18 protein-coding genes are annotated in these 22,888 nt (G+C 58.7%); 5 read left to right on the top strand and 13 right to left on the bottom strand.

Annotated elements, in window-relative coordinates:
• Nucleotides 1–49 precede the first annotated feature (49 nt).
• The 5 genes from PLU01S_RS00130 to PLU01S_RS00150 all read right to left on the bottom strand — a co-directional run bounded on the left by PLU01S_RS00130 (nt 50) and on the right by PLU01S_RS00150 (nt 5,224).
• Complete coding sequence (locus PLU01S_RS00130; protein WP_010796249.1) at nt 50–1,435, bottom strand: sugar porter family MFS transporter; 1,386 nt, start codon at nt 1,433–1,435, stop codon at nt 50–52.
• 195 nt (nt 1,436–1,630) lie between these two features.
• On the bottom strand, nt 1,631–2,779 hold the full coding sequence (gene dgoD, locus PLU01S_RS00135) for a galactonate dehydratase (protein ID WP_010796250.1): 1,149 nt from the start codon (nt 2,777–2,779) through the stop codon (nt 1,631–1,633).
• A gap of 55 nt (nt 2,780–2,834) precedes the next feature.
• Nucleotides 2,835–3,461: a 2-dehydro-3-deoxy-6-phosphogalactonate aldolase gene (locus PLU01S_RS00140; protein WP_074820823.1), complete on the bottom strand. Its 627-nt coding sequence runs from the start codon at nt 3,459–3,461 to the stop codon at nt 2,835–2,837.
• Nucleotides 3,454–4,428: a 2-dehydro-3-deoxygalactonokinase gene (locus PLU01S_RS00145; protein WP_074820826.1), complete on the bottom strand. Its 975-nt coding sequence runs from the start codon at nt 4,426–4,428 to the stop codon at nt 3,454–3,456. Before PLU01S_RS00145 ends, PLU01S_RS00140 begins: the two co-directional genes overlap by 8 nt.
• Complete coding sequence (locus PLU01S_RS00150) at nt 4,421–5,224, bottom strand: IclR family transcriptional regulator (RefSeq protein WP_074820828.1); 804 nt, start codon at nt 5,222–5,224, stop codon at nt 4,421–4,423. Before PLU01S_RS00150 ends, PLU01S_RS00145 begins: the two co-directional genes overlap by 8 nt.
• Nucleotides 5,225–5,375: 151 nt before the next feature.
• Between PLU01S_RS00150 and phoB the strand changes: the two genes are divergently transcribed.
• The 3 genes from phoB (at nt 5,376) to PLU01S_RS00165 (ending at nt 8,854) form a co-directional block, all read left to right on the top strand.
• Entirely contained in the window at nt 5,376–6,065 is a 690-nt protein-coding gene (gene phoB / locus PLU01S_RS00155) for a phosphate regulon transcriptional regulator PhoB (RefSeq protein WP_010796254.1), read from the top strand.
• A 17-nt stretch (nt 6,066–6,082) separates the two neighbouring features.
• A complete protein-coding gene (gene phoR / locus PLU01S_RS00160) occupies nt 6,083–7,417 on the top strand; it encodes a phosphate regulon sensor histidine kinase PhoR (protein ID WP_074820830.1) in 1,335 nt (444 codons plus the stop codon).
• Nucleotides 7,418–7,486: 69 nt separating this feature from the next.
• Nucleotides 7,487–8,854, top strand: coding sequence for a hemolysin family protein (locus tag PLU01S_RS00165; protein WP_074820833.1), 1,368 nt, complete (start codon nt 7,487–7,489; stop codon nt 8,852–8,854).
• Nucleotides 8,855–8,911: 57 nt separating this feature from the next.
• On the opposite strand, the gene PLU01S_RS00170 is transcribed toward PLU01S_RS00165, so the two are convergent.
• The 8 genes from PLU01S_RS00170 to PLU01S_RS00205 form a co-directional block, all read right to left on the bottom strand.
• On the bottom strand, nt 8,912–10,816 hold the full coding sequence (locus tag PLU01S_RS00170) for a sensor domain-containing diguanylate cyclase (protein ID WP_074820836.1): 1,905 nt from the start codon (nt 10,814–10,816) through the stop codon (nt 8,912–8,914).
• A gap of 208 nt (nt 10,817–11,024) precedes the next feature.
• Nucleotides 11,025–11,927: a peptidoglycan DD-metalloendopeptidase family protein gene (locus tag PLU01S_RS00175; RefSeq protein ID WP_074821658.1), complete on the bottom strand. Its 903-nt coding sequence runs from the start codon at nt 11,925–11,927 to the stop codon at nt 11,025–11,027.
• A gap of 111 nt (nt 11,928–12,038) precedes the next feature.
• Nucleotides 12,039–12,890: a response regulator gene (locus PLU01S_RS00180; RefSeq protein WP_074820839.1), complete on the bottom strand. Its 852-nt coding sequence runs from the start codon at nt 12,888–12,890 to the stop codon at nt 12,039–12,041.
• Between the two features lie 127 nt (nt 12,891–13,017).
• A complete protein-coding gene (gene phoU, locus PLU01S_RS00185) occupies nt 13,018–13,743 on the bottom strand; it encodes a phosphate signaling complex protein PhoU (protein WP_010796260.1) in 726 nt (241 codons plus the stop codon).
• A gap of 323 nt (nt 13,744–14,066) precedes the next feature.
• Nucleotides 14,067–14,888: a phosphate ABC transporter ATP-binding protein PstB gene (gene pstB / locus PLU01S_RS00190; protein WP_037030598.1), complete on the bottom strand. Its 822-nt coding sequence runs from the start codon at nt 14,886–14,888 to the stop codon at nt 14,067–14,069.
• A 74-nt stretch (nt 14,889–14,962) separates the two neighbouring features.
• The gene (gene pstA / locus PLU01S_RS00195; protein ID WP_074821661.1) at nt 14,963–16,633 is read right to left on the bottom strand and encodes a phosphate ABC transporter permease PstA; all 1,671 of its coding nucleotides are present in this window, start codon (nt 16,631–16,633) and stop codon (nt 14,963–14,965) included.
• 60 nt (nt 16,634–16,693) lie between these two features.
• Entirely contained in the window at nt 16,694–18,949 is a 2,256-nt protein-coding gene (locus tag PLU01S_RS00200; RefSeq protein ID WP_010796263.1) for an ABC transporter permease subunit, read from the bottom strand.
• Between the two features lie 128 nt (nt 18,950–19,077).
• Nucleotides 19,078–20,049 carry a phosphate ABC transporter substrate-binding protein PstS gene (locus PLU01S_RS00205; RefSeq protein ID WP_074820842.1) on the bottom strand — a complete coding sequence of 324 codons (972 nt, stop codon included), beginning with the start codon at nt 20,047–20,049 and terminating at the stop codon, nt 19,078–19,080.
• A gap of 299 nt (nt 20,050–20,348) precedes the next feature.
• Here PLU01S_RS00205 and PLU01S_RS00210 point away from each other — a divergent pair, with 299 nt between their 5' ends.
• Both PLU01S_RS00210 and PLU01S_RS00215 read left to right on the top strand, forming a co-directional pair.
• Nucleotides 20,349–21,656, top strand: a complete 1,308-nt coding sequence (locus PLU01S_RS00210) for an MFS transporter (protein ID WP_074820845.1) — start codon at nt 20,349–20,351, stop codon at nt 21,654–21,656.
• Between the two features lie 30 nt (nt 21,657–21,686).
• Nucleotides 21,687–22,865, top strand: a complete 1,179-nt coding sequence (locus PLU01S_RS00215; RefSeq protein WP_074820848.1) for a M20 aminoacylase family protein — start codon at nt 21,687–21,689, stop codon at nt 22,863–22,865.
• Nucleotides 22,866–22,888 lie beyond the last annotated feature (23 nt).

Consider the following 22,888-nt stretch of genomic DNA (forward strand, 5'->3'; position numbering starts at 1 on the left):
CAACGGGGATGACTCACCGGCGATAGCCGCCGGTGGTCTCCTGCAAACGTTACTGCCCGATATCGCGCAGTGGTTTGCCGCTCATGAGGTTACGTTCGATCTGCTCAAGCGTTGCACCCTTGGTTTCCGGAACCAGCCAGAACACCAACAGGATGAAGAAGGCGTTCAGTGCGCCATACAGCCAGAAGGTTGCAGCGTTGCCGATGACGTTGAGCAATGTCAGGAAGGTAGCGCCGACGATCATGTTGGCGATCCAGTTGGTGAAGGTGGAGCAGCCAATACCGAAATCGCGGCCTTTGAGTGGCTGCACTTCGGAGCACAGTGTCCAGATCAGCGGACCGGCCGACATGGCAAAACCCACGATAAAGATCAGTAGCATGGCAACGGTGAAGATCTGCTGGCCGTGACTCAGTGTACCCATGTTCATCATGGTGCCCACGATGCCCATACCGACCGCCATGACGATGAAACCGGTATAGAGAATCGGCTTGCGGCCCCAACGGTCCACCAGGAAGATAGCAATGAAAGTTGCCAGTACGTTGGTCAGGCCCACCGCAGCGGTAAACCACATCTGCGCATGCGTGTCGTAACCCATGCCTTCGAAAATACGCGGTGCGTAGTACATCACTACGTTCATGCCGGTGAACTGCTGGACGATCTGCAGGAGTACGCCCAAACCAACGGAGCGGCGGAAGTTGGCGTTTTCCTTGAACAGCTGCCAGCCACGCTGCGGGATGCGCAGCTGCTCTTCGATATCACGCACTTCCTGCTGGATCACCTCTTCATTGCCGCGCAGCTTGTGCAGGACGTCCAGTGCCTCTTTCTTGCGGCCCTTCATGATCAGCCAGCGCGGGCTATCGGGCAGTGCTAGAACGCCCAGCAGGAACAGCACACCGGGGATAGCAATGATGCCCAGCATCCAGCGCCAGGCGCCGCTGTAACTGAACGCGGTATCGGACAGGAACGCAGCCAGAATGCCAACCGTGATCATCAGCTGATACAGCGAAATCATCGAGCCGCGGATCTGCTCAGGCGCCACTTCAGCCAGGTACAGCGGAGCAGTAAAGGAGGCGATGCCGATAGCCAAGCCCAGAATGAAGCGACCGACGATCAGTGAGTTCGGCGACCAGGCGAAACCGCACAGTACCGACCCCAACACGAACAGAATGGCACCCAGAATCAGCGAACGCTTGCGACCCAGGGCAGCGGACATCCAGCCGGCACCGAGTGCACCCAGGGCAGCGCCAAGCATCATGCTGCTGACGATCCACTCGATCACGCGGTCGGAAACTTGAAATTCTTGCTGAATGAATTGCGTGGCGCCGGAAATCACGCCGATATCCAGGCCAAACATCAGCCCGGCCAAAGCCGCCAGAATGCAGGTGAACACCGCGGTTCCCTTGGTCTTCTCGGCGGTATGAGTACTACTCGTCATAAACTGGACTCCTGCCTTTTGGGCGTTGTTTTTGTAATGCCGGTCCCTCAGCAAATGCAGGCATGTGAATTTGCTATCAACCTGGCTTTCCAGTGACTCGTCAGGCTCTACTCAGGTTCGTTACAAGATGTGAAAAATGCCGAGCCAGACGCATTTCTTGCGTCCGGCTCGTCTTCACGACCTGAAGGCCAGGGCTTACCACTCGGCGAAGCTGCCGTCCTTGTGGCGCCAGATCGGATTACGCCAGCGGTGGCCAATGGCGGCACGCTCGATCACGTACTCTTCATTGACTTCGATACCCAGCCCCGGGCCTTGCGGGATCTTCACGTGGCCATCGCCATAGTCGAAGACTTCCGGGTTCTTGATGTAGTCGAGCAGGTCATTGCCCTGGTTATAGTGAATGCCCAGGCTCTGCTCCTGGATGAACGCGTTGTAGCAGTTGGCGTCCAGTTGCAGGTTGACCGCCAACGCGATCGGGCCAAGCGGACAATGCAGCGCAATCGCCACATCGTAGGCCTCGGCCATGTTGGCGATCTTGCGCGTTTCGGTGATGCCACCGGCATGGGACGGGTCAGGCTGAAGGATATCCACATAGCCGTCCTGCAGGATGCGCTTGAAATCCCAACGGGAGTACAGACGCTCGCCCAGTGCAATCGGTGTATTGCTCATCAGAGCGATTTCCTTGAGCGCCTCATAGTTCTCGCTGAGCACTGGCTCCTCGATAAACATCAGACGGTAGGGCTCAAGCTCCTTGATCAGGACCTTGGCCATCGGCTTGTGAACACGACCGTGGAAGTCTACACCGATGCCAAAATGCGGTCCGCAGGCGTCACGGATGGCCGCGACGTTGGCGATGACCTGATCGACCTTGTCGAAGGTATCGACGAACTGCATCTCTTCCGAGGCATTCATCTTGATAGCGGTAAAGCCCTTTTCCTTGCGCTCCAGGGCATGGGCCGCTGTCTCGGCTGGACGGTCGCCGCCGATCCAGGAGTAGACGCGGATGCTTTCGCGGACCTGGCCGCCCAGCAGATCGTGTACCGGTACGCCCAGCGCCTTGCCTTTGATGTCCCACAAGGCCTGATCGATACCCGCCAGGGCGCTCATATGGATACCGCCGCCCCGGTAGAAACCACCGCGATAGAGTACGGTCCAGTGATCCTCGATATTGCGCGGGTCCTTGCCGATCAGGTAGTCGGCCAGCTCTTCCACAGCCGCCGCCACACTATGGGCGCGGCCTTCAAGGACTGGCTCGCCCCAGCCCGTAATACCCTCATCGGTTTCGATCTTCAGAAAGCACCAGCGCGGAGGAACGATATAAGTGGTCAGTTTGGTGATTTTCATTGTTGTGCCTCGATGCGTTCAGGGCCGGCGGATCGGCCCAGGTCAAATCCGATGATTACTGGCCGATCAGCGCTTTCCAGCCAGCAGCAAACGCATGCGCGCTGCGGCTGACGTCTTCAGAGGTCATGCCCGGCTTGTAAATGGCCGAACCCAGACCAAAGCCATTGGCGCCCGCCTTGACGTATACGTCCATGTTGTCGGGCGTGATCCCACCGACCGGCAGCAGGGCCGTTTCCTTCGGGAAAACCGCACGCCATGCCTTGACCACTGCCGGACCCAGCTGCTCAGCCGGAAACAGCTTGAGCGAGTCGGCTCCCGCCTCCAGTGCTGCAAAGCCTTCGGATGGCGTTGCCACACCCGGTGCACTGATCAGCCCGGCCGCCTTGGTCGCGCGGATCACCGCCAGGTTGGCATTGGGCGACACAATCAGTTTGCCACCGGCAAAGGCTACGTCCGCCACCTGGCGCTCGGTCAGTACGGTTCCGGCACCGATCAGGCAGTCGTTGCCCAACTCGGCAGACAGCAGACGGATGCTTTCCAGAGGCTCAGGCGAGTTCAATGGAATCTCGATCAGACGAAAACCGGCCTCGTACAGGGCCTTGCCGACCGGCACGATCTCCGCAGGCGTAATGCCGCGCAGAATGGCAATCAGGGGCAGTTGTTTCATGCAGGCGTCAAACATGGCGGGTATCCTCCTGAGAAGGGGTGGCGGCAGTCACCAGACCGGCTGCACAGGCGATGCGCCACAAGCCGGTACGGGTGGCCTGCTCAAGCAGACGTACATCGGTAATTTCGAAAAAGGCCAGGGCGTCCTGATAGCGGCGACACAGCGCCGGATCGCCAATCAATACCAGCGGTGGGCAGACGGCTCCCTTCAGGCTGGCCACAACACTGCGCAGCTCTTCACCGATCAGCAGGCCCGAGAGGTAGTCCAGGCTGTGGCGCGCGGGCAGATCACCGGCCAGGAATAGGCTGCGGGTGGTGAACAGACGGCCAATAACGCCTTCCGCCCCACTCTCACGGGCATTGGTGAGGCCACGCATAAAGGCGTCGTTGGACGGCTCGCTGCCCTCTTCCCGCGCAGGACGACCCAGAATCGAATGCTCACGCAGGACGGCAAACAGCTCGCCGGTCATATAGGTGGAAAAGTGATCGAGCCGGCTACTGCGGATCGTTGCCCACTTGCTGTGCGTGCCGGGCAGCACCAGCAAGGCATGATCGGCCAATGCAGGCTCCAGTTCGAGCGCTCCGAAGATCTGAGTCTCCTCGCCTCTCAATACGTTTGGCAGTGCGCCACGCTGCATCACGCCGGGGATCAGGCTCAGCTCACCGCAACCGCTGTCGAACGTCAGCAGGCCTTTTGCCAAGCTATCCACATCGGCCGGGCAGTCCACATAAGGAACCTCACGCCAGCCCTGCCGGCTGCCGATCATGCCGGCGGCAATGGCGGGTACGGATGGCCATTGTGCGCGCCAATCACCGACCAGCTCACGAAAGGCCTTGGCGAAATCACCTTCAGGCGTATGCAGAATGCCCCAGGGCTGCGAGCGGGTATCCAATATCTGGCCGTTATCTCCCAGCAGATACGCGCGTAGTGATGAGGTGCCCCAATCGAGGCTGATCAGACGTGGCGTTGCCGTTTCATTCATGACTGATTCCACCCGAGGTTGTCCATCCAAGGTCAAAGGAAATGGCCCGTGCGCAAGCGATGACATCCGGGCAAAGATCCCGCAGGCGTGCTTCAGGCATATAGGGAATCGCGCTGGCGACACTCAAGGCCGCCACGATGGCGCCGCTGGCATCGCGAATAGGCGCGGCCACGCAGCGAATACCCAGCTCGTTTTCTTCCAGATCAAAAGTGTAGCCACCTGCGGCATAGGCCTGCTGCTGGGCCAGATAGTCCGGCCAGGGCGTAAAGTCCTCGCGCAGGCCCGGTTGCCCGGCGCGCCGCCTGAGGCCTTCCTCATAGAGCAGGTGCCATTCGGATTCGGGCAGATCAAGCATGAGGGCCTTGCCTACCCCGGTCAGGGCCAACGGCATGCGCAGCCCGACGCGCGAGCGCATTTCAAGGCCGCGAGCTCCGGGAAGCTTGTCCAGGTAGAGCACGTCGCCGCCCTCCCGCACGCCCAGATGAACGGTGTCCTGGGTCAACGCCGCGAGCCGCTGCAGGTGGGGCCGCGCCAGGTTGGTCAGCGGCAGCTGGTCACGGGCCTTGAAGCCCAGTTCGATAAGCTTGGCTCCCAGTTGATACTGACCGGCAACGCTACGCAGATAGCCAGCCTGCACCAGTGCATTGACCAACCGATGGGTGGTGCTGCGCGTACAGCCGATCACCTCGCCGATGGCAGCCAGCGTACGGGCGCCCTGAGCGATGGCATCGATAACGGCCAGGCCTCGAAACAGTGCCTGAGCGCCAGCAGGCGCGTTGTTGTTTTGATCAGACATGGCGCTCACTCTATTCCTTTAAAACTGCAATCTCAATATGTGAATACTAATCCCATATTATGGGATAAAGAAGTGTTCGACGACTTGTCACATGACTGCAACAATTTGGTTATCTAATGCGCGAGCATCGTGCAGAACAGTGAGGAGAACCATGGCGGGCAAGTCGATTCTTATCGTCGATGACGAGGCGCCCATTCGCGAGATGATCGCGGTTGCGCTCGAAATGGCGGGTTATGAATGCCTGGAAGCAGATAATGCGCAGCAGGCTCATGCCCTAATCGTCGACCGCAAGCCCGATCTGGTCCTGCTCGACTGGATGCTGCCGGGTACGTCCGGCCTTGAGCTGGCGCGCCGCCTGAAGCGTGACGAGCTGACGGATGCGATCCCGATCATCATGCTCACCGCCAAGGACGACGAGGACAACAAGGTCCAGGGTCTGGAAGTAGGAGCCGATGACTACATCACCAAGCCCTTCTCGCCTCGCGAGCTGGTCGCCCGGTTGAAAGCGGTACTGCGCCGTACAGGCACATACGACAGCGAAACGCCGATTGAAGTGAATGGCCTGATTCTCGATCCCATCAGCCACCGCGTGACCATTGATGGCTCACCGGCTGAAATGGGCCCGACCGAATACCGTCTGCTGCAGTTCTTCATGACGCACCAGGAACGTGCCTACACCCGCGGTCAGCTGCTGGATCAAGTATGGGGCGGCAACGTCTATGTCGAGGAGCGTACAGTAGACGTGCACATTCGCCGTCTGCGTAAGGCCTTGGGTGAAACCTACGAAAATCTTGTGCAGACCGTACGCGGAACGGGCTATCGTTTCTCGACCAAACTTTAAAAACGGGATGTGCTGCCTTGAACATGGATTGGCGTTCACTGCTGGCCCGCCATATCTGTCTGCTCCTGGCTATTTGCCTTCCCCTGGGCTGGCTGACAGACGCTTATGGCGCCATGCTGGCTGCCGGCCTGTTCATCTATCTGATATGGATGTCCTACCACATCGTCCGTCTTCAGAAGTGGCTGGCCACGGCCGAAGAAGGGGTGGAACCCCCGGAGGCCAATGGCTTCTGGGGCGAGATCTTTGACAGTCTCTATTATGCCCAGCGCCGCGAACGTGAAAAGCGCCACGCCCTGGAAGCTGTGATCGAACGAGCCCAGGCCTCTACTGCGGCGCTGCGGGATGCCATTATCCTCATCGACCGCAACGGCAACCTGGAATGGTGGAACCGTGCCGCCGAACAGCTCCTGGGGCTGCGTCAGCCGCAGGATTATGGTCAGCCCATCGCCAACCTGGTCCGCCATCCCAAATTTTATGAATACTTCAACAAGGGTGACTATCAGGAGCCGCTGGAACTGGCCTCGCCCGTGAATGCTAATCAGCACCTTCACATCCTGATTACGCGCTTCGGTGAAGGTGATCGTCTCCTGCTCGTCCGGGACGTGAGCCGCCTTCATCAACTGGAACAGATGCGCAAGGATTTCGTTGCGAACGTCTCCCACGAGCTGCGTACGCCTTTGACCGTGATCGCCGGCTATCTGGAGACCTTGGTCGATAACGCCGCCGAAGATACCAATCCGCGCTGGCTGCGGGCCCTTGGCCAGATGCAGCAACAGGCCAGCCGCATGCAGCACCTGATTGATGACCTGCTGCTATTGGCCAAACTGGAAGCGACCGACTACCCTGCCGAAAACAAACCCGTCGCCGTAACGCCACTTCTGCAAATCATCCAGCAGGATGCACGTGCGCTCTCAGGCCAGCGCGGCCACAAGATCACCCTGGATGCCGACGCGAGTCTGGCCCTGAAAGGCAGCGAAGCCGAGCTGCGCAGTGCCTTTTCGAATCTCGTTTTCAACGCTGTGAAGTACACGCCGGACGGTGGTCAGATCAGGATTCGCTGGTGGCAGGACGCCCATGGTGCCCAGATGTCGGTTTCCGATAGCGGGCCGGGCATCGAGGCGCGTCACCTACCCCGCCTGACAGAGCGCTTTTATCGGGTGGATGCCAGCAGAGCCTCCAGCACCGGCGGTACGGGCCTGGGGCTGGCCATCGTGAAACATGTCCTGATCCGCCATCATGGACACCTTGAAATCGAGAGCACTCCCGGCAAGGGCAGCGTTTTCACCTGCGTTTTCGAACCCTCCCAGACGGCCTCCATGACGGCCTCTGCAATAGCCGTACACCAACACTGATGAGCGAGACTTGAAAGTCGCTCGTCAGACCCCCATGCTAGGGCCAACTTTTATCACTTTGAACCCCTAATGGACCCTTCCCCTAGTTTCGATACCTCAATACTTTTCGCTGACTTCGGTCTTGTTCTTTTTGCGCTGCTGCTGGTGCTGCTCAACGGCTTTTTCGTAGCCGCCGAGTTCGCCATGGTCAAGCTGCGCGCCACACGTGTAGAAGGTCTGGCTGAAAGCCATGGCTGGCGCGGCCGTATCCTGCGTACCGTGCATAGCCAGCTCGATGCCTATCTGTCCGCCTGCCAGTTGGGTATTACCCTGGCCTCCCTGGGTCTGGGCTGGGTGGGCGAGCCTGCCTTTGCCGAGCTGCTGGAGCCTCTGCTCCGCATGGCTGGAGTAGATACGCCTGAGCTTGTACATGGCATCGCGTTCTTTACAGCCTTCTTTATCATCTCTTATCTACACATCGTGGTCGGCGAGCTGGCGCCCAAATCCTGGGCTATCCGCAAGCCGGATCTGCTATCGCTATGGACAGCCGTCCCGCTATACCTGTTCTACTGGCTGATGTATCCCGCCATCTGGCTGCTCAATGCCAGCGCAAACGCCATTCTGCGTATCGCCGGCCAGGGCTCGTCCAATGGCGATCACGAGCACCATTACAGCCGTGATGAGCTCAAGCTGATTCTACACTCCAGCCGCGCGCTGGATCCTACTGACCAAGGCATGCGTGTGCTGGCGTCGGCGGTCGAGCTGGAAGAGCTGGAAGTAGTGGACTGGGCGAACTCACGTGAGGACCTCATCTACCTGGACCACACGGCCTCGCTGGAAGAGATCCTGACCATCATCCGTCGTCACAAGTACAGCCGCTACCCGGTTTACAACGAGGAAGAGAACGTATTCATCGGTGTCTTGCATATCAAGGACCTGTTGCTGGCAATCGCCGGACTGGATTCCCAGGCCGAGTCGTTCGAGTTGGACGAGTTGATCCACCCGCTTGAGCGTGTCTCCAAGCACATGCCGCTCAGCCGCCTGCTCGAGCAATTCCGCCAGGGCGGCGCGCATTTCGTGCTGGTCGAAGAGGCTGACCACAAGGTCGTAGGCTTCCTTACCATGGAAGACGTCTTGGAAGTGCTGGTCGGCGATATTCAGGACGAGCACCGCAAAGCCGAGCGTGGCGTGTTGGCCTATCAGCCCGGCAAGCTGCTCGTCCGTGGCGATACCCCGCTGTTTAAGATCGAGCGCCTGTTGCACATCGACCTGGATCATGTCGAAGCGGACACCATGGCCGGCCTCGTCTATGACAGCTTGAAGCGCGTACCTGAAGAGGACGAGGTTCTGGAAGCCGAAGGCCTGCGCATCATCATCAAGAAGATGAAAGGTCCGAAGATCATTCTGGCCAAAGTCATCAAGCTGGGCGGCGAAGAAGATGCCCCACGTCATCACTGATCGATGCCCATAAAAAAAGGCCGGCATTGATGCCGGCCTTTTTCTTTTCATACACGCTTACACTTCGCCAAAGTAGGCGCGGTTGCGGCCTTCCTGTTTAGCATGGCTCAACGCCTTGAGCGCCGTGTTGATCAGACTCTTGTCACTGTCGTCCAGGGTCGGCACGATACTGGCGATGCCGGCGCTAACGCTGAAGCTGACGGTTGCACTGCCGTACTCCAGGCGCAGCATACTTGTTTCGGCGCAGATCCGATTGGCCAGCGCCACTGCATCAGCCTCGCCAGTGGCCGGCAGGACAAGCACGAACGTGTCATCCCGGAAGCGCGCGGCCATGTCGCCTGCGCGCTTAGTGTAGTTCTTCAGCAGACCGGCCAGCGCTCGCAGGCATTCATCGCCGAGCGGGCTGCCAAAGGCATCGTTGATTTCCTTGAAATGGTCAATGTCGATCACGACCAGCGACACAACCACCTGATTGCGCTTGGCGCGGTTGACCTCTTCGGTGAAGTGGCGATCAAAGCATGGACGGCTCAAGGCTCCGGTCAGGGTATCGATCGTACTCAGACGAATGACCTCGTCATTGGCTGCTCGTAATGCCTCATTGGCCCGCTCGAGCACATCCACCTGCGCCTCGATATGCTGTTGCAGCTCCTCGTTACGCTTGTGCTGCCGCTCCAGTGTCTGCTGCTGAGCCTGCAAAGCCTGCTTATGCCGCTGCACCTGCTGATTGCTGGCCAAAAGGGCTTTCTTCTGTATGCTCAAACGCTCGGCGCCCTCATGGTCATGGCGGATATCCAGCGCAACGGACAGCAGCATGAACTCGAAGGCAAAGCCGATGATTTGCGCATCCAGAATAAACGGTGATAGCGTGATCCAGTCCAGGATGGCCATGAGCATCAGTATCGTGCTCACCGCCAGTACGGACCAGGCAATGGCCAGGTACTTGGCCGACGGATTGCCCTTTCGCCACAACGACAGGGTCATGGCAATCCCCAGCAGGCAGCTCACAAGACCTGCCGGCTCGATCATCAGGAAGCGGACCAGCATCGGCTCGATAGCAATCAATGCTGCTGCCAAGGCCCAATAACCGATCAATCCCAGGACGATCAGCCGCCATCCCCGGTAGCGATCCACATTGAGGAAGCGCCGGGCAAACACGATGGCCGTAAGAAAGCTCAAGCAGCCAAAGCCTACATAAGTTCGGATGGAAAACGCAGGCCACTCCGGCCATAGATAGCGCTGGCCGATGCCGGTCAGGCTGAGTTCATAGCCCAGGATGCTGACCAAGTAGAGGCAATACCATAAATGATTGGGGTCGCGCTGCCGCCAGTACCGGCTACCGTTATAAACCAGCAGGGCCAGCATGAAGCCAAAGAAGAGCGTCAGCAGGGCGAGCGAAGTCTTCTCCTGCGCCTGGTAATGCTCCGGTGTCATCAGCCACATCGGAACCAGCATCGGCTCATAGGAGCGCAGGCGCAGGTAGACGAACGCCTTGTCACCTGCCGAAAGGGTTAGAGGAAAGACAAACGCCCGCTCCTTGAGGGAGCGTATGCTCATGGGCAAGCTATCCCCAGCGGTTTCGACCGGCCCCCATGACTCGCTGGACTGGGAGCGAACCCGCACATCGACCTGATTAAGAATGGGTGGCTGAATCACCAGGTAGCGCTGCTGAGCGCGATCGGTGGGGTTATGCACTTCGAAGCGTAGCCAGGCGCCGATCTGTTGCCGACCCAGATTGACCGTCTCATCCCCCAGTGACTGCCAGCGATCCTCAAGCCCTGCCGCCGCTGCCTGCTCGAAGGTCAGGGTAGCGGAAGCCTGCAGGTAGCTCACCGAGTGCAGCGAGACCTTCTCCTGCGCGTCGTTCAGAATCACCGCCTGGGGCAATGGATCGAACAAGGTCTCAGCCTGCAGCGACGCGCTGAAGAACACGATCCAGAACAGCATTACCCCATACAGACGCATCAGTCATTCCTCGACCAAACCTGAGAATGCTCGGTTCATACGTTAAGAAAGCAAGGCTTTCTATGCAGCATTCCATCACTGCAAACAACCGAAAGCTTGCAATTACTGGGCGTTCCCAACAACCCGCCGCTCTCTAATGAGACAAGTATGGCGAGTCAGAACGACGCTAGAAAGAAATTTGAGAGGTAAACCGCAAAACAATCAAGCGTTACGGCCCACCCACAGCAAAATTAGGCAGGCTGTCGACCGGCTGGGCAAACCGGAATGGAATCGACTCCAACGCCAGTCCCGTATTGCGCTGTACCACAAAATGCAGGTGCGGACCGGTGCTGTGACCCGTATTGCCGGACAGCGCCAGCGGCGTACCGGTCATCACACGCTGTCCCTCCCGCACCTTGACCGAGCCCTGCATCAGGTGCAGGTACACACTCATGGTGCCGTCATCATGCAAGACACGCACGAAATTGCCCGAAGGGTTGGCGCTACGGCCCTGCTGCTGATCGTTTTCAACCTTGACCACAGTACCTGGACGCGACGCAATGATGGGCGTGCCCTCTGGCATCGCAATATCTATGGCGTAACGTCCTCTGGGCGTGTTGTGGCTAAACGCACCGTTTGCCCCCTGACTGATCCGGAACGGCCCTCCCACCCATGGCAGCGGATAGGCATAATCTCGCGCGCCCTGTCCTGGGTCGCCCATCGCATAGTTGAAGGTCGGCTTGTAATGAATCTCCACTCCCTGCACCTCCTTCTTCAAGCGCATCAGGGTAATGGTGCTGTTGGGGGGTAGAACGCGGCGGACCGAAGCTGACTCGTTGATACCAGCCACGTTCTTGAGCTGATCCAGACGAAGCTCGACCTGAACCGGCACCAGCAGATCGTTACGGGCCTCGAAAACAGTCTCGTTGCCCAATTTTTTTGTATTCAGTCGAACCTGACGCTCGATACGCTCGTTGGTATCGTCCTCGAAGACAAGTACCTTGGCACCCTTGGTAACCTTGTCCGTATAGGTCACCACACCGTTGGCATCCGTGTATTTGTAGATGGGAGAAGCCCACGTCGCTGCCGCCAGCGTGAACGAGCCACATAGCAAAAAGAGACGTTTCAACATGCAGGTGCAGAACCAGGCGCTTTTCAGGGGGCGCAAGCCTATCAGTGGAACACGCTCCCGACGAGGCTTCACTCGTCGGGATGTGATGATCGGCACCGGCATGATGGAAACTTACGCGCCGGGAACGTAATGCTTTTGCGCCGTACCGCGGGCGATCAGGCGGGACAGGTAATCCAGCTTGGCCGGATCATGGTCTACAAAGCGGAAGAATAATTGTAGCCACTCGCTGGAGGGCTTGGGTTCCAGCGCTGCAACGGAATGCAGGTAACCGTTGAGGCGGGCAATTTCCTGCGCCTCCTCACCTTGCTCCAGATCCAGCACAGCGTTATCCAGCACCTGAGGGAGGACATCGCCCCGCTTGACGATCAGAACGGCTTCCTTGAGGCTCAGGGCCTTGATTACGCAAGCCATGCTGGTATTGGCCAAGCGCAGTTGCCCTTGCCCAAAATTGACTTTTCCACCCCCGGAAGAAGCACGCGTTGCAGCCTGCCCGGGCTGGCTACCGGTTAATGCGCTCAGCGAGTCGTTGGCAAAAGCCGAGGCTGCACGCTGAGGACCGCGAGCCACGAGTGCTTCCAGCTTGCCGACACGGCTCAGGGCCTTCTTGACCTTGGTGATCAGTTGTTCGTTGGTGAACGGCTTGCCAACAAAGTCGGAAACACCCGCCTGAATGGCCTGCATGACGTTGTCCTTGTCGCCACGGCTAGTCACCATAATGAAAGGTGTTTTCTGATGAGCCGGTTCGCTTCTGCACCACGTCAGCAGCTCAAGACCGGACATCTCCGGCATCTCCCAATCGCACAGGATCAGATCGAAAGACTGCTTGCTCAACATTGCCTGAGCCTTGCGTCCGTCCGCTGCATCCTCCATTTCGATACCCGGAAGTTGGCTACGTAGCCCTTTTTTGATCAAGTCGCGGATAAATGGTGCGTCATCCACGATCAGTACAGATACCTTACCCATCGATTACTCCATGAAGCCCCGAGCGCAGCTTCATGGATCGCTGAACGCCACGTCGGGAAAGCAAGCTTACTCGCAGCCCAAAAGCGTAGCTGAGAACATGGCCGCCTTCCTGTCGGGGGCCATGGCATCAGTCACGCGGTTTGTTGACTTCCTCTGCCATCCGGGTCAGCCCCAGGTGGCGTACATCCGTTCCACGGACCAGGTAGATCACCAGCTCCGCAATGTTGCGGGCGTGATCGCCAATGCGCTCCAGCGAACGCAGCGCCCAAATGACGCTGAGTACGCGGGAAATTGCCCGCGGGTCTTCCATCATGTAGGTCGCCAGTTCGCGGATCGCCGTCTTGTATTCACGGTCGACGATCTTGTCGTGCTGGGCGACGGAGAGGGCCAGCTCAGCATCAAAGCGCGCGAACGCATCCAGTGCCTCCTGAACCATCTTGCGTACCTGTTCGCCAATATGGCGCACTTCCACATAGCCACGCGGGGCTTCACCGTCTTCACAGAGCTCGATGGCACGACGTGCAATTTTCGAGGACTCATCGCCGATCCGCTCAAGGTCGATCACCGACTTGGAAATGCTGATGATCAGACGCAGGTCCGACGCTGCCGGCTGCCGACGCGCCAGGATGCGCAGGCATTCTTCGTCGATGTTGCGCTCCATCATGTCGATCTGATCATCGATTTCCCGCACCTGCTGCGCCAGACCGGAGTCGGCGTTGATCAGGGCACTTACGGCATCACTGACCTGCTTCTCGACCAACCCACCCATCGCCAGCAGATGGCTACGGACCTCTTCGAGTTCGGTGTTGAACTGCTGCGATATGTGGTGGTTGAGGCTTTCTTTGCTGATCATGGCGTTGTCGTCCTGTAAAGAATGGAGCCAACCCCCTCGGGCGGCGCTCCCTGGAACAGACCGCATCAACTACGTGGCACTGCTTACCTATAAAGCTGTGATTGCCACTGTATCGTCAGACTGCCCGGTTTATTTAGATTCCTTTCTGAAAAGATGCTGAGCGGTAACACCACCTGAAGCCATGCGCAGCGCCCGATTGGGTTATCGGCAAAAACGCGCTTGAGTATAGGGGTAGTGATTGACTTCCTGGTCAGCAACACCTTTCAGTGGGAAACCCGATAGTTAAATAGACATAAGGTAGGCTATAGAGTGTGACGGTTTCATTACCCGTAACGCCCTGTAATGTAATCTTCGGTCTGTTTCTTGGTCGGGTTGGTGAACACGGTGTCGGTATCGCCATACTCGATTAGCTTGCCCATATACATGAAAGCCGTGTAATCGGATACACGAGCGGCCTGCTGCATGTTGTGCGTCACGATGACAATGGTGTATCGCGTCTTCAGCTCATAGATCAGCTCCTCGATCTTGAGCGAAGAGATCGGATCCAGGGCGGAGCTGGGTTCGTCGAGTAGCAGCACTTCCGGCTGCACAGCGATGGTTCGGGCAATCACCAGACGCTGCTGCTGACCGCCGGAGAGGCCCAGTGCCGACTCATGCAGGCGATCCTTGACCTCCTCCCAGAGTGCAGCCCCCTTGAGCGCCCACTCAACGGCCTCGTCAAGCATGCGCTTTTTCTTGATGCCCTGAATGCGCAGGCCATAAACCACATTTTCATAGATGCTTTTGGGAAACGGGTTGGGCTTCTGGAATACCATGCCGACCCGGCGCCGCAGTTCGGCCACGTCGGTCCCCTTGGCAAAGATATTCTGTCCATCCAGGCGAATCTCGCCATTGATCCGGCAGCCATCGACCAGATCGTTCATCCGGTTGAAGCAACGCAGCAGCGTGGACTTGCCGCAGCCCGAAGGCCCGATAAAAGATGTGACACGTTGTTTGGGAATGTTCAGGTTGATGTCGAACAGCGCCTGCTTCTGTCCATAGAACAGGTTCAAGCCGGGTACTTCCAGGGCCACGGGCTCAGCCGCCGGGTCAAGCCCTTGCCGCTCACGCCTGCCAACATTGAGCCCGAACCTCGGCCGTTGCATTTCACGCATGGATGACTCCATTGGGCCTCTCGGCCGCGTTGGGGCGCCACGGTATGCCGAGCGCCCGGATTCGTTTAGTTGTCCATCGCCCGATACTTCTCCCGCAGGCGATTACGGATCGCCACCGCCGAGAGATTGAGCGCAGCAATCACCAGGACCAACAGCAACGCCGTGGCATAAACCAGCGGCCGGGCCGCTTCGACGTTCGGGCTCTGAAAGCCGACATCGAAGATATGAAAGCCCAGGTGCATGATCTTTTGATCCAGGTGCAGATAGGGGTAATTCAGATTCACGGGCAGTGTCGGCGCAAGCTTTACCACGCCCACTAGCATCAGCGGCGCCACTTCGCCCGCTGCGCGCGCAATCGCCAGGATCAGCCCTGTCATCATGGCCGGGCTGGCCATCGGCAGCACGACGCGCCACAGGGTTTCAGCCTGAGTCGCACCCAGCGCCAATGACCCCTCGCGTACGCTTCTTGGAATTCGGGCCAGTCCTTCTTCGGTCGCTACAATCACCACCGGTACAGCCAGAATAGCCAGGGTCAGGGAGGCCCACAGCAGGCCGGGTGTCCCAAAGGTCGGAGCCGGCAGCGACGCGCGAAAGAACAGTTGGTCAATCGAACCGCCCAGCACGTAGACGAAAAAACCCAACCCAAATACGCCATAGACGATGGCTGGAACACCGGCGAGGTTGTTGACGGCAATACGGATCAGGCGCGTCATCAGCCCCTGCTTGGCATATTCGCGTAGATACACAGCAGCAATCACACCAAAAGGCGTCACGATCACAGCCATGATCAAGGTCATCATCACCGTTCCGAAAATAGCTGGGAACACCCCGCCTTCGGTATTGGCCTCGCGTGGATCGGAAGACAGAAACTCCCATAATTTGGCGAAATAGAAGCCCAGCTTCTGAAGGCTGCTCATGGCGTTGGGCTGGTAGGCGTGGACGACGTTACCCAGGCGAATCTCGGTTTCCTGCCCGGAGGCATCCCGCACCGTGAGGCTGTCGCGTTCGAACTCCTGGCGCAATGCGTTCAGCTGTGTCTCGAGGTCATGGTAGCGGGCATCCAGCTCGCTGCGCTCGGCAGCCAGATCCGCCTGGGCAGCCGCGTCAAGCCGATCGTCCAGCTCAAGGCTACGCATCTGGAGCCGGAGACGCTCGATATTGTGGTTGACACCACCAATCTCGACCTTCTCGATACGGCTGATCCGGCTAGCCAGCGAATCGATGCGCTTGAGACGTTCACGCATCGCCGGCAGAGCCGCATCCCCTTCCGCAACGACCCTGCCCGCCTCCTTGACGTTGACCAGATAACCGTAGAAGTTGCCCCATTCGCGGCGCTCCAGCGCAATAGCATCCTTGGGAGATTTCTGTTCCTGAAGCCAATCACCTACGACCCAGACGAAATCACTGCCGTACAGCTCCCGGTTGCCCAGTTTGACGAGTTGCCGAGTCATGAGGGTTGATCCTTCCGCCTCGACAGGCAGTCCGGCGCTCTTGAGTCGCTCCCGAGGTACCCCTTCGGTCTGGACAACCTCACCCATGATCATGCGGGGCGTCTCGCCGGGTACGGCATAACGCGCCTCGATCACATCAGACGGCCAGAAATGGGCCAGACCGCGCACGGCGATGATGGCGATCAAACCAATGGTCATGATCACAGCAATGGCCACGGCGCCCCCGCTCAACCAGATACCCGGCGCACCGCTTTTGAACCACTGCTTCAGGGAGTCCTGCTTCACGGAGTTCTTCACTTATCAGTTCCAGCCCCTTCCAGGGTGCTACAGCCGCCAGGGCAGCGCTTACAACGAGGCATATTTCTTACGCAGTCGATGACGGATCATTTCCGCCAGCGTGTTCATCACGAAGGTGAAGGAAAGCAGCACCAGTGCCGCCAGGAACAGCACGCGGTAATGCGTGCCGCCAACTTCCGACTCCGGCATTTCCACCGCCACGTTGGCCGCCAGGGTCCGCATACCTTCGAAGATATTGGCATCCATGATGGGGGTGTTACCGGTAGCCATCAGTACGATCATGGTCTCGCCTACGGCACGCCCCAGACCAATCATCAAGGCTGAGAAAATGCCTGGGCTGGCCGTCAGGATCACGACCCGGGTTAGGGTCTGCCACGGCGTTGCGCCCAGCGCCAGCGAGCCGTAAGTCAAGCTGCGCGGCACGCTGAAAATGGCGTCTTCGGCAATGGAAAAGATATTCGGGATGATGGCAAACCCCATCGCCAGGCCTACGATCAAGGCGTTGCGCTGGTCATAGGTAATGTGGTGCTCATGCAGCCACAAACGCATATCACCATTGAACCACCAGGTTTCCAGATGAGGGCTCATGCTCAGCGCAAACCAGCCTGTAAGCAGCACCACAGGAATAAGCAGCAGGCTTTCCCAGCCGTCGGGCAGGCGGAAGCGAATGGATTCAGGCAGCCGCGACCACACAAGCCCTGCCAGGACAATACCGATCGGTACCAGCAGGATCAGGCTGAAAATTCCTGGCAGATGACCCTCTACATAAGGAGCCAGGAACAGACCGGCGAAAAAGCCCAGAATTACGGTAGGCAGCGCTTCCATCAGTTCAATGACCGGCTTGACCTTGCGGCGCATGCGCGGCGCCATGAAATACGCGGTGTAGACCGCGGCAGCAATAGCCAGCGGGGCCGCCAGCAGCATGGCGTAGAACGCGGCCTTGAGCGTACCAAAGGTCAGTGGTGCCAAGCTCAGCTTGGGCTCGAAGTCATTGCTTGCCGAGGTGGATTGCCAGACATAGGACGGCTTTTCGTAGTTTTCGTACCAGACCTTGCCCCACAGGGCTGACCAGGAGATCTCCGGGTGTGGATTGTCAAGCGCGAAATTCATGAGCTGGCTGTCACGCTCAAGCAGGACATGGTTGGCCCGCGGCGAGAGCGCCAGCCGGCCGTTGCCGTCAGCGATCTTCTCGGCCAGCACCGTACGCCCGGCGGTGCTGTGGAAAACGCCCAGGTTGCCCTTTTCATCCAGTGCGATAAATCCCTTGCGCCGCTGCTCGGCCACGATCTGCGTGATCGGCGCGTCCTTGAGATGGAAAGTGCGAATGTGCTGAAGCTGGGGTTCGCCGTCCTTGCCACGTGCCATGAACCATTGGCTGATACCTCCCTTGGCATCGCCTACGAGCAGCGAAATCCCGCCAAGCAACTGCGCCGTCACGGTAACCTGGTTATGCGCATCATCGATCAGTCTGTAATGACCATTAAGGGTGCGGTCGCGCAGATCAAAAACATCTGCTGCCGAGCGCCCATTAATCACATACAGCCATTGACCCCGAGGGTCCAGATGCAACGCCTGCACCGTTTGTGAGAGGCGAGGCAAGTCGATTCGCTGCTGCTCAAGGGTGGTTTCGCCCGTCAGCATGTCTTCCGTACGGGTCAGCTTGAACACTAATAGTTCGGATGCATTGGACGCGGCCAGGGTCAACTCGCCTTCGCCTGCCGTCAGGCTCAGATGCTCCAGGGCGCGCCCCTCAGGATCGACCACGACCGGTGCCGGCCCGTAGGGATAATCGACCTGAGGCACGATGACCCGCTTGTTTTCAGGATAAGTCGACTTATAGATATGTCGGACCAGCAGTGCCCGTCCATTAGAGAGCCCTAGTGCCAGCACCGGCTTGACCAGGTCCTGGGCAACCGAAACCACCTGGGTACCCGAGGGAATCGGCAAAGCCTGCCGACTCAGCTCCGTACCATCCTTGACCCTGAAAAAGACCAGATCGCCCGCCGGGGTGACCTGCATGCCGACTTCGTTCTGTTCCTCCACGCTAAGCACAAGTGGCGCTCCGGCCTGTTGTAGCCAGGCAGGTGTCTGTACGGCCTCGGCTGTCAGCGTAGCCCCTTTGAAGAGCGGCAGGACCACATAGGCCAGGTAGAAGAAGATCAGAGTGATCGCCGCCAGCACGGCCAACCCACCGACCAGCACGTACCACCGCGTGAAACGATCCATGCTGGCTCGCCAGCGGCGCTTGCGACGCATCGCAGGCGTATCGAAATCGATGCGTGCAGGGGATCGGGTTTGGTTCATGAATAGGAAGCCTGGTCCTTCGTCGCGCAGAGCCTAAAGACGAGATATGACAATCAGATGACAGTAATAAGACATGCCAACGCCCACCCGTGCAGAACACGGGCGGGCAACTGTAAAAGAAGCCGGGCTCAGAAGCCCAGATCTTTCCTGGCTTTTTCGGCAACCTTGGCCGGAATCGGAATATAACCGTCCTTCACGACTGCCTCTTGCCCTGTCTTAGACAGCACCATCTTCAGGAACTCGCTCTCCATCGGACTTAGGGGCTTGTTGGGTGCCTTGTTCACATAGATATAAAGGAAGCGGGACAGTGGATAACTACCGTTCAGGGCATTCTGCTCAGTGTCTTCCACATACTTATCCGATCCTCTTTTAGCCAACGGTACGGTTCGTACGCTGGATGTCTTGTACCCGATACCGGAATAACCGACGCCGTTGAGCGACTGGCTAATGGATTGCACGACCGAAGCGGAGCCCGGCTGCTCATTCACGTTTGGCTTGAAGTCGCCCTTGCACAGCGCTTCTTCCTTGAAATATCCGTACGTGCCGGATACCGAGTTTCGGCCAAACAACTGAATAGGCCGGTTGGCCCACTCGCCCGTCATGCCCAGGTCACCCCAGGTTCTGATGTCCTGTTTGCCACCGCAGAGCAGTGTGGATGAAAAGATGGCATCCACCTGTTCGATGGTCAGCCCCTTGATGGGGTTGTCTTTGTGGACAAACAGCGCCAGCGCATCCACTGCCACCGGGACCGCAGTCGGTCGGTAGCCATATTTCTGCTCGAACGCCTGAACCTCAGAATCCTTCATCCTGCGACTCATTGGTCCCAGGTTGGAAGTACCCTCGGTCAGGGCTGGAGGGGCCGTCGAGGAACCGGCCGCCTGCACTTGAATGTTTACACTGGGATAATTGCGCTTGTAGGTCTCGGCCCACAGAGTCATGAGGTTCGCGAGAGTATCCGAACCGACACTGGACAGGTTGCCCGATACCCCACTGGCCTTCTGGTAATCCGGAAGCGCCGGGTCGATGGCCGCTACAGCAGTCGTTGCGCTGAGTCCCACAGCGGCAAACGTCATGGCGGCCATCAGCCTTTTGAATCTCATACCACATTCCTTGCAAGAATGATTGGGTGGCGCCCATTAGCGATAAATGGGCATTGAGCCACTATATGACCAAAATATGAACATATTGTGACGCCATCCAAGCCCATGGACCGCCGCGCCCACCCTATTAGGTGCACAGTGCACCATCGTAGCGCCTGCCTGCTGCGCTCAGGCGCCTGTACAGCACAGATTCTTCCCTCAGTTTCTAGCCGATCAGGCCATTTTCAGCGTGTTGACACCCTCCGGCGCGAACCTTGCTTGCCTAGCTATCGACCTCTGGCCGTCCAAGGAGATACCCCATGGCTCATGCGCTTCCTTCGCACGCCGCCTCCGTTACGCCATCGGCAGTCGCCGCCCCACTCCCCCGCGCCAAACTGATCGCTGCTGCCAGCCTGGGTAATGGGCTGGAGATGTTCGATTTTACCGTCTTCAGTTTTTTCGCCAGTCTGATCGGCCAGTTGTACTTTCCCTCGGATACACCCTACGGTTCGCTGCTCATGGCCGTTGCTGTCTTTGGCGTTGGCTTTGTGATGCGCCCCCTGGGCAGCATGGTCCTGGGTGCCTATGCCGACCGTGCCGGACGCAAGGCGGCCATGCTGCTGACCATTCTGCTCATGGGATTGGGCAGCCTGTTTATCGCCTTGACGCCTACCCATGCCCAGATCGGGATTTTCGCACCCCTGCTTCTAGTGGTGGGGCGTCTGTTACAAGGCTTCTCAGCCGGTGGCGAGATTGGGGCAGCCACCGCGTTACTATTGGAATCAGCCAGCCGGGGTCGGCGCGGCTTTTATGTCAGCTGGCAGGTCATCAGCCAGGGCGGCAGCTCCCTGCTGGGCGCTATGCTGGCTGCGATCCTGCACGGCTCGCTCAGCGAAGAGGCGCTGCATAGCTGGGGTTGGCGCGTACCCTTTCTGATCGGTCTACTGATTATTCCGGTTGGCCTCTACATCCGAGCCCACGTTGATGAAACCTACCAGCCACAAAGCGCTGACAAGCCAGAAGCCGCCCCGGTCATGGCTTTTCTGCGTAGCCATACCCGAGGGTTCCTGCTGGGTCTTTTGATCATCATGTCGGCCACGCTGATGACCTACATCATCCTGTTCTACATGCCGACGTACACCACCCGGGTCTCGCACCTTTCAGCCACAACGGCCTACTGGATGGGTACCGCCAGCAGTGCTGTCCTGATGATATCCGCCCTGTTCGCAGGGCTGGCGGCCGACCGCTTCGGCCACCACAAGCGTCTGGCCGCTGTCGCCCTGGTGGTTGCCATTCTGGCTATCTACCCTGCCTTTGCCTGGCTGGACTCACCCGATACACAGGGGCTGGCTCTGCTGTGCCGCCTGACCGTCGTTGCCGCTCTTGGCATGAACATGACGGCCGGTCTACTGCTTATCAGCGAGTCCCTGCCCCGCTCGGTCCGGGCGACCGGTCTTGCCATGACCTATGCCATCGGCGTCACCCTGTTCGGTGGCACGGCACAGTTCATCGTGACTTGGCTGCTGCAAGTCACACAAGCTCCACTGGCACCTGCTTGGTACCTGATCGTCATGCTGTGCATCGGTCTGGCCGGCCTACTGGCCTTCCAGGAGCGCCACCTCGACTGATCTCGCCACGCGCAAATAAGAGGAATCCAAATGCCTATCGATACACTTCTTCGTGACGACGCTGCCTTGAAAATCGAAGACTTTCTACCCGACATGGTCAATCTCCGGCGGGATATCCACCAGCATCCTGAGCTGGGCTATGAGGAGCGTCGCACCAGCGACCTGGTAGCCGCCTCGCTCAGCGCCTGGGGGTATGAAGTCCATCGGGGGCTGGGCGGCACCGGCGTGGTTGGCACGCTCAGGGTCGGCTCGGGCAGCAAGCGACTTGGCATCCGCGCAGACATGGACGCCCTGCCCATTGTAGAGGCCACCGGTCTGCCCTATGCCAGTGCCAATGCTGGCCGGATGCACGCCTGCGGGCATGACGGTCACACCACAACCCTGCTGACAGCGGCCCGCTATCTGGCTGAGACACGCGCTTTTGACGGCACCCTTCATCTGATTTTTCAACCGGCCGAGGAAGGACTTGGCGGCGCATTGCGCATGATCGAAGACGGCCTGTTTGACCTGTTCCCCTGCGATGCCGTGTTTGGCTTCCACAACATGCCAGGTGTACCGGCCGGCCACTTCTGCTTTGTAGAGGGACCGGCTATGGCTTCTGCCGATACTGCCGACCTGCGTATTGTCGGCCAGGGTGGTCATGGCGCCGTACCGCACAAGGCCGTCGACCCTGTGGTCGCCAGTGCGTCGACGATCATGGCGTTGCAAAGCATCGTGTCGCGCAATATCGATCCGCTGGAAACAGCGGTCATCAGCATAGGAAGTATTCATGGCGGCCATGCCAATAACGTCATTCCCGATGCGGTAGACATGAAGCTGACGATTCGCGCCTTCAGCAACAGCGTGCGTGATCAGCTGGAGCAGCGTATCCGCGCGGTTACCCAGGCCCAAGCGGAAAGCTTTGGCGCGACTGCCCAGCTGGATTACCGTCGCGGCTATCCGGTACTGGTCAACCATACCCAGGAAACTGCGTTTGCACGATCAGTGGCAGAAGAGTGTTTTGGCAGCCAGTCCATTGTGCCGAATTTTGCGCCTATCAGCGCCAGCGAGGATTTCGCCTATATGCTTGAGCGGTGTCCGGGGTGTTATCTGTTCATTGGCAATGGCAACAGCGCCAGCCTGCACAACCCCGCCTACGACTTCAATGACGCCCTACTGCCCATTGGGGCACGCTACTGGGCCAAGCTTGCCGAACGCTACCTCGTCTGAGGCAGCGTTCGAGTACGCGAAGG

The organism is Pseudomonas luteola NBRC 103146 (assembly GCF_002091675.1).
GTDB classification, from domain to species: Bacteria; Pseudomonadota; Gammaproteobacteria; order Pseudomonadales; family Pseudomonadaceae; genus Chryseomonas; species Chryseomonas luteola.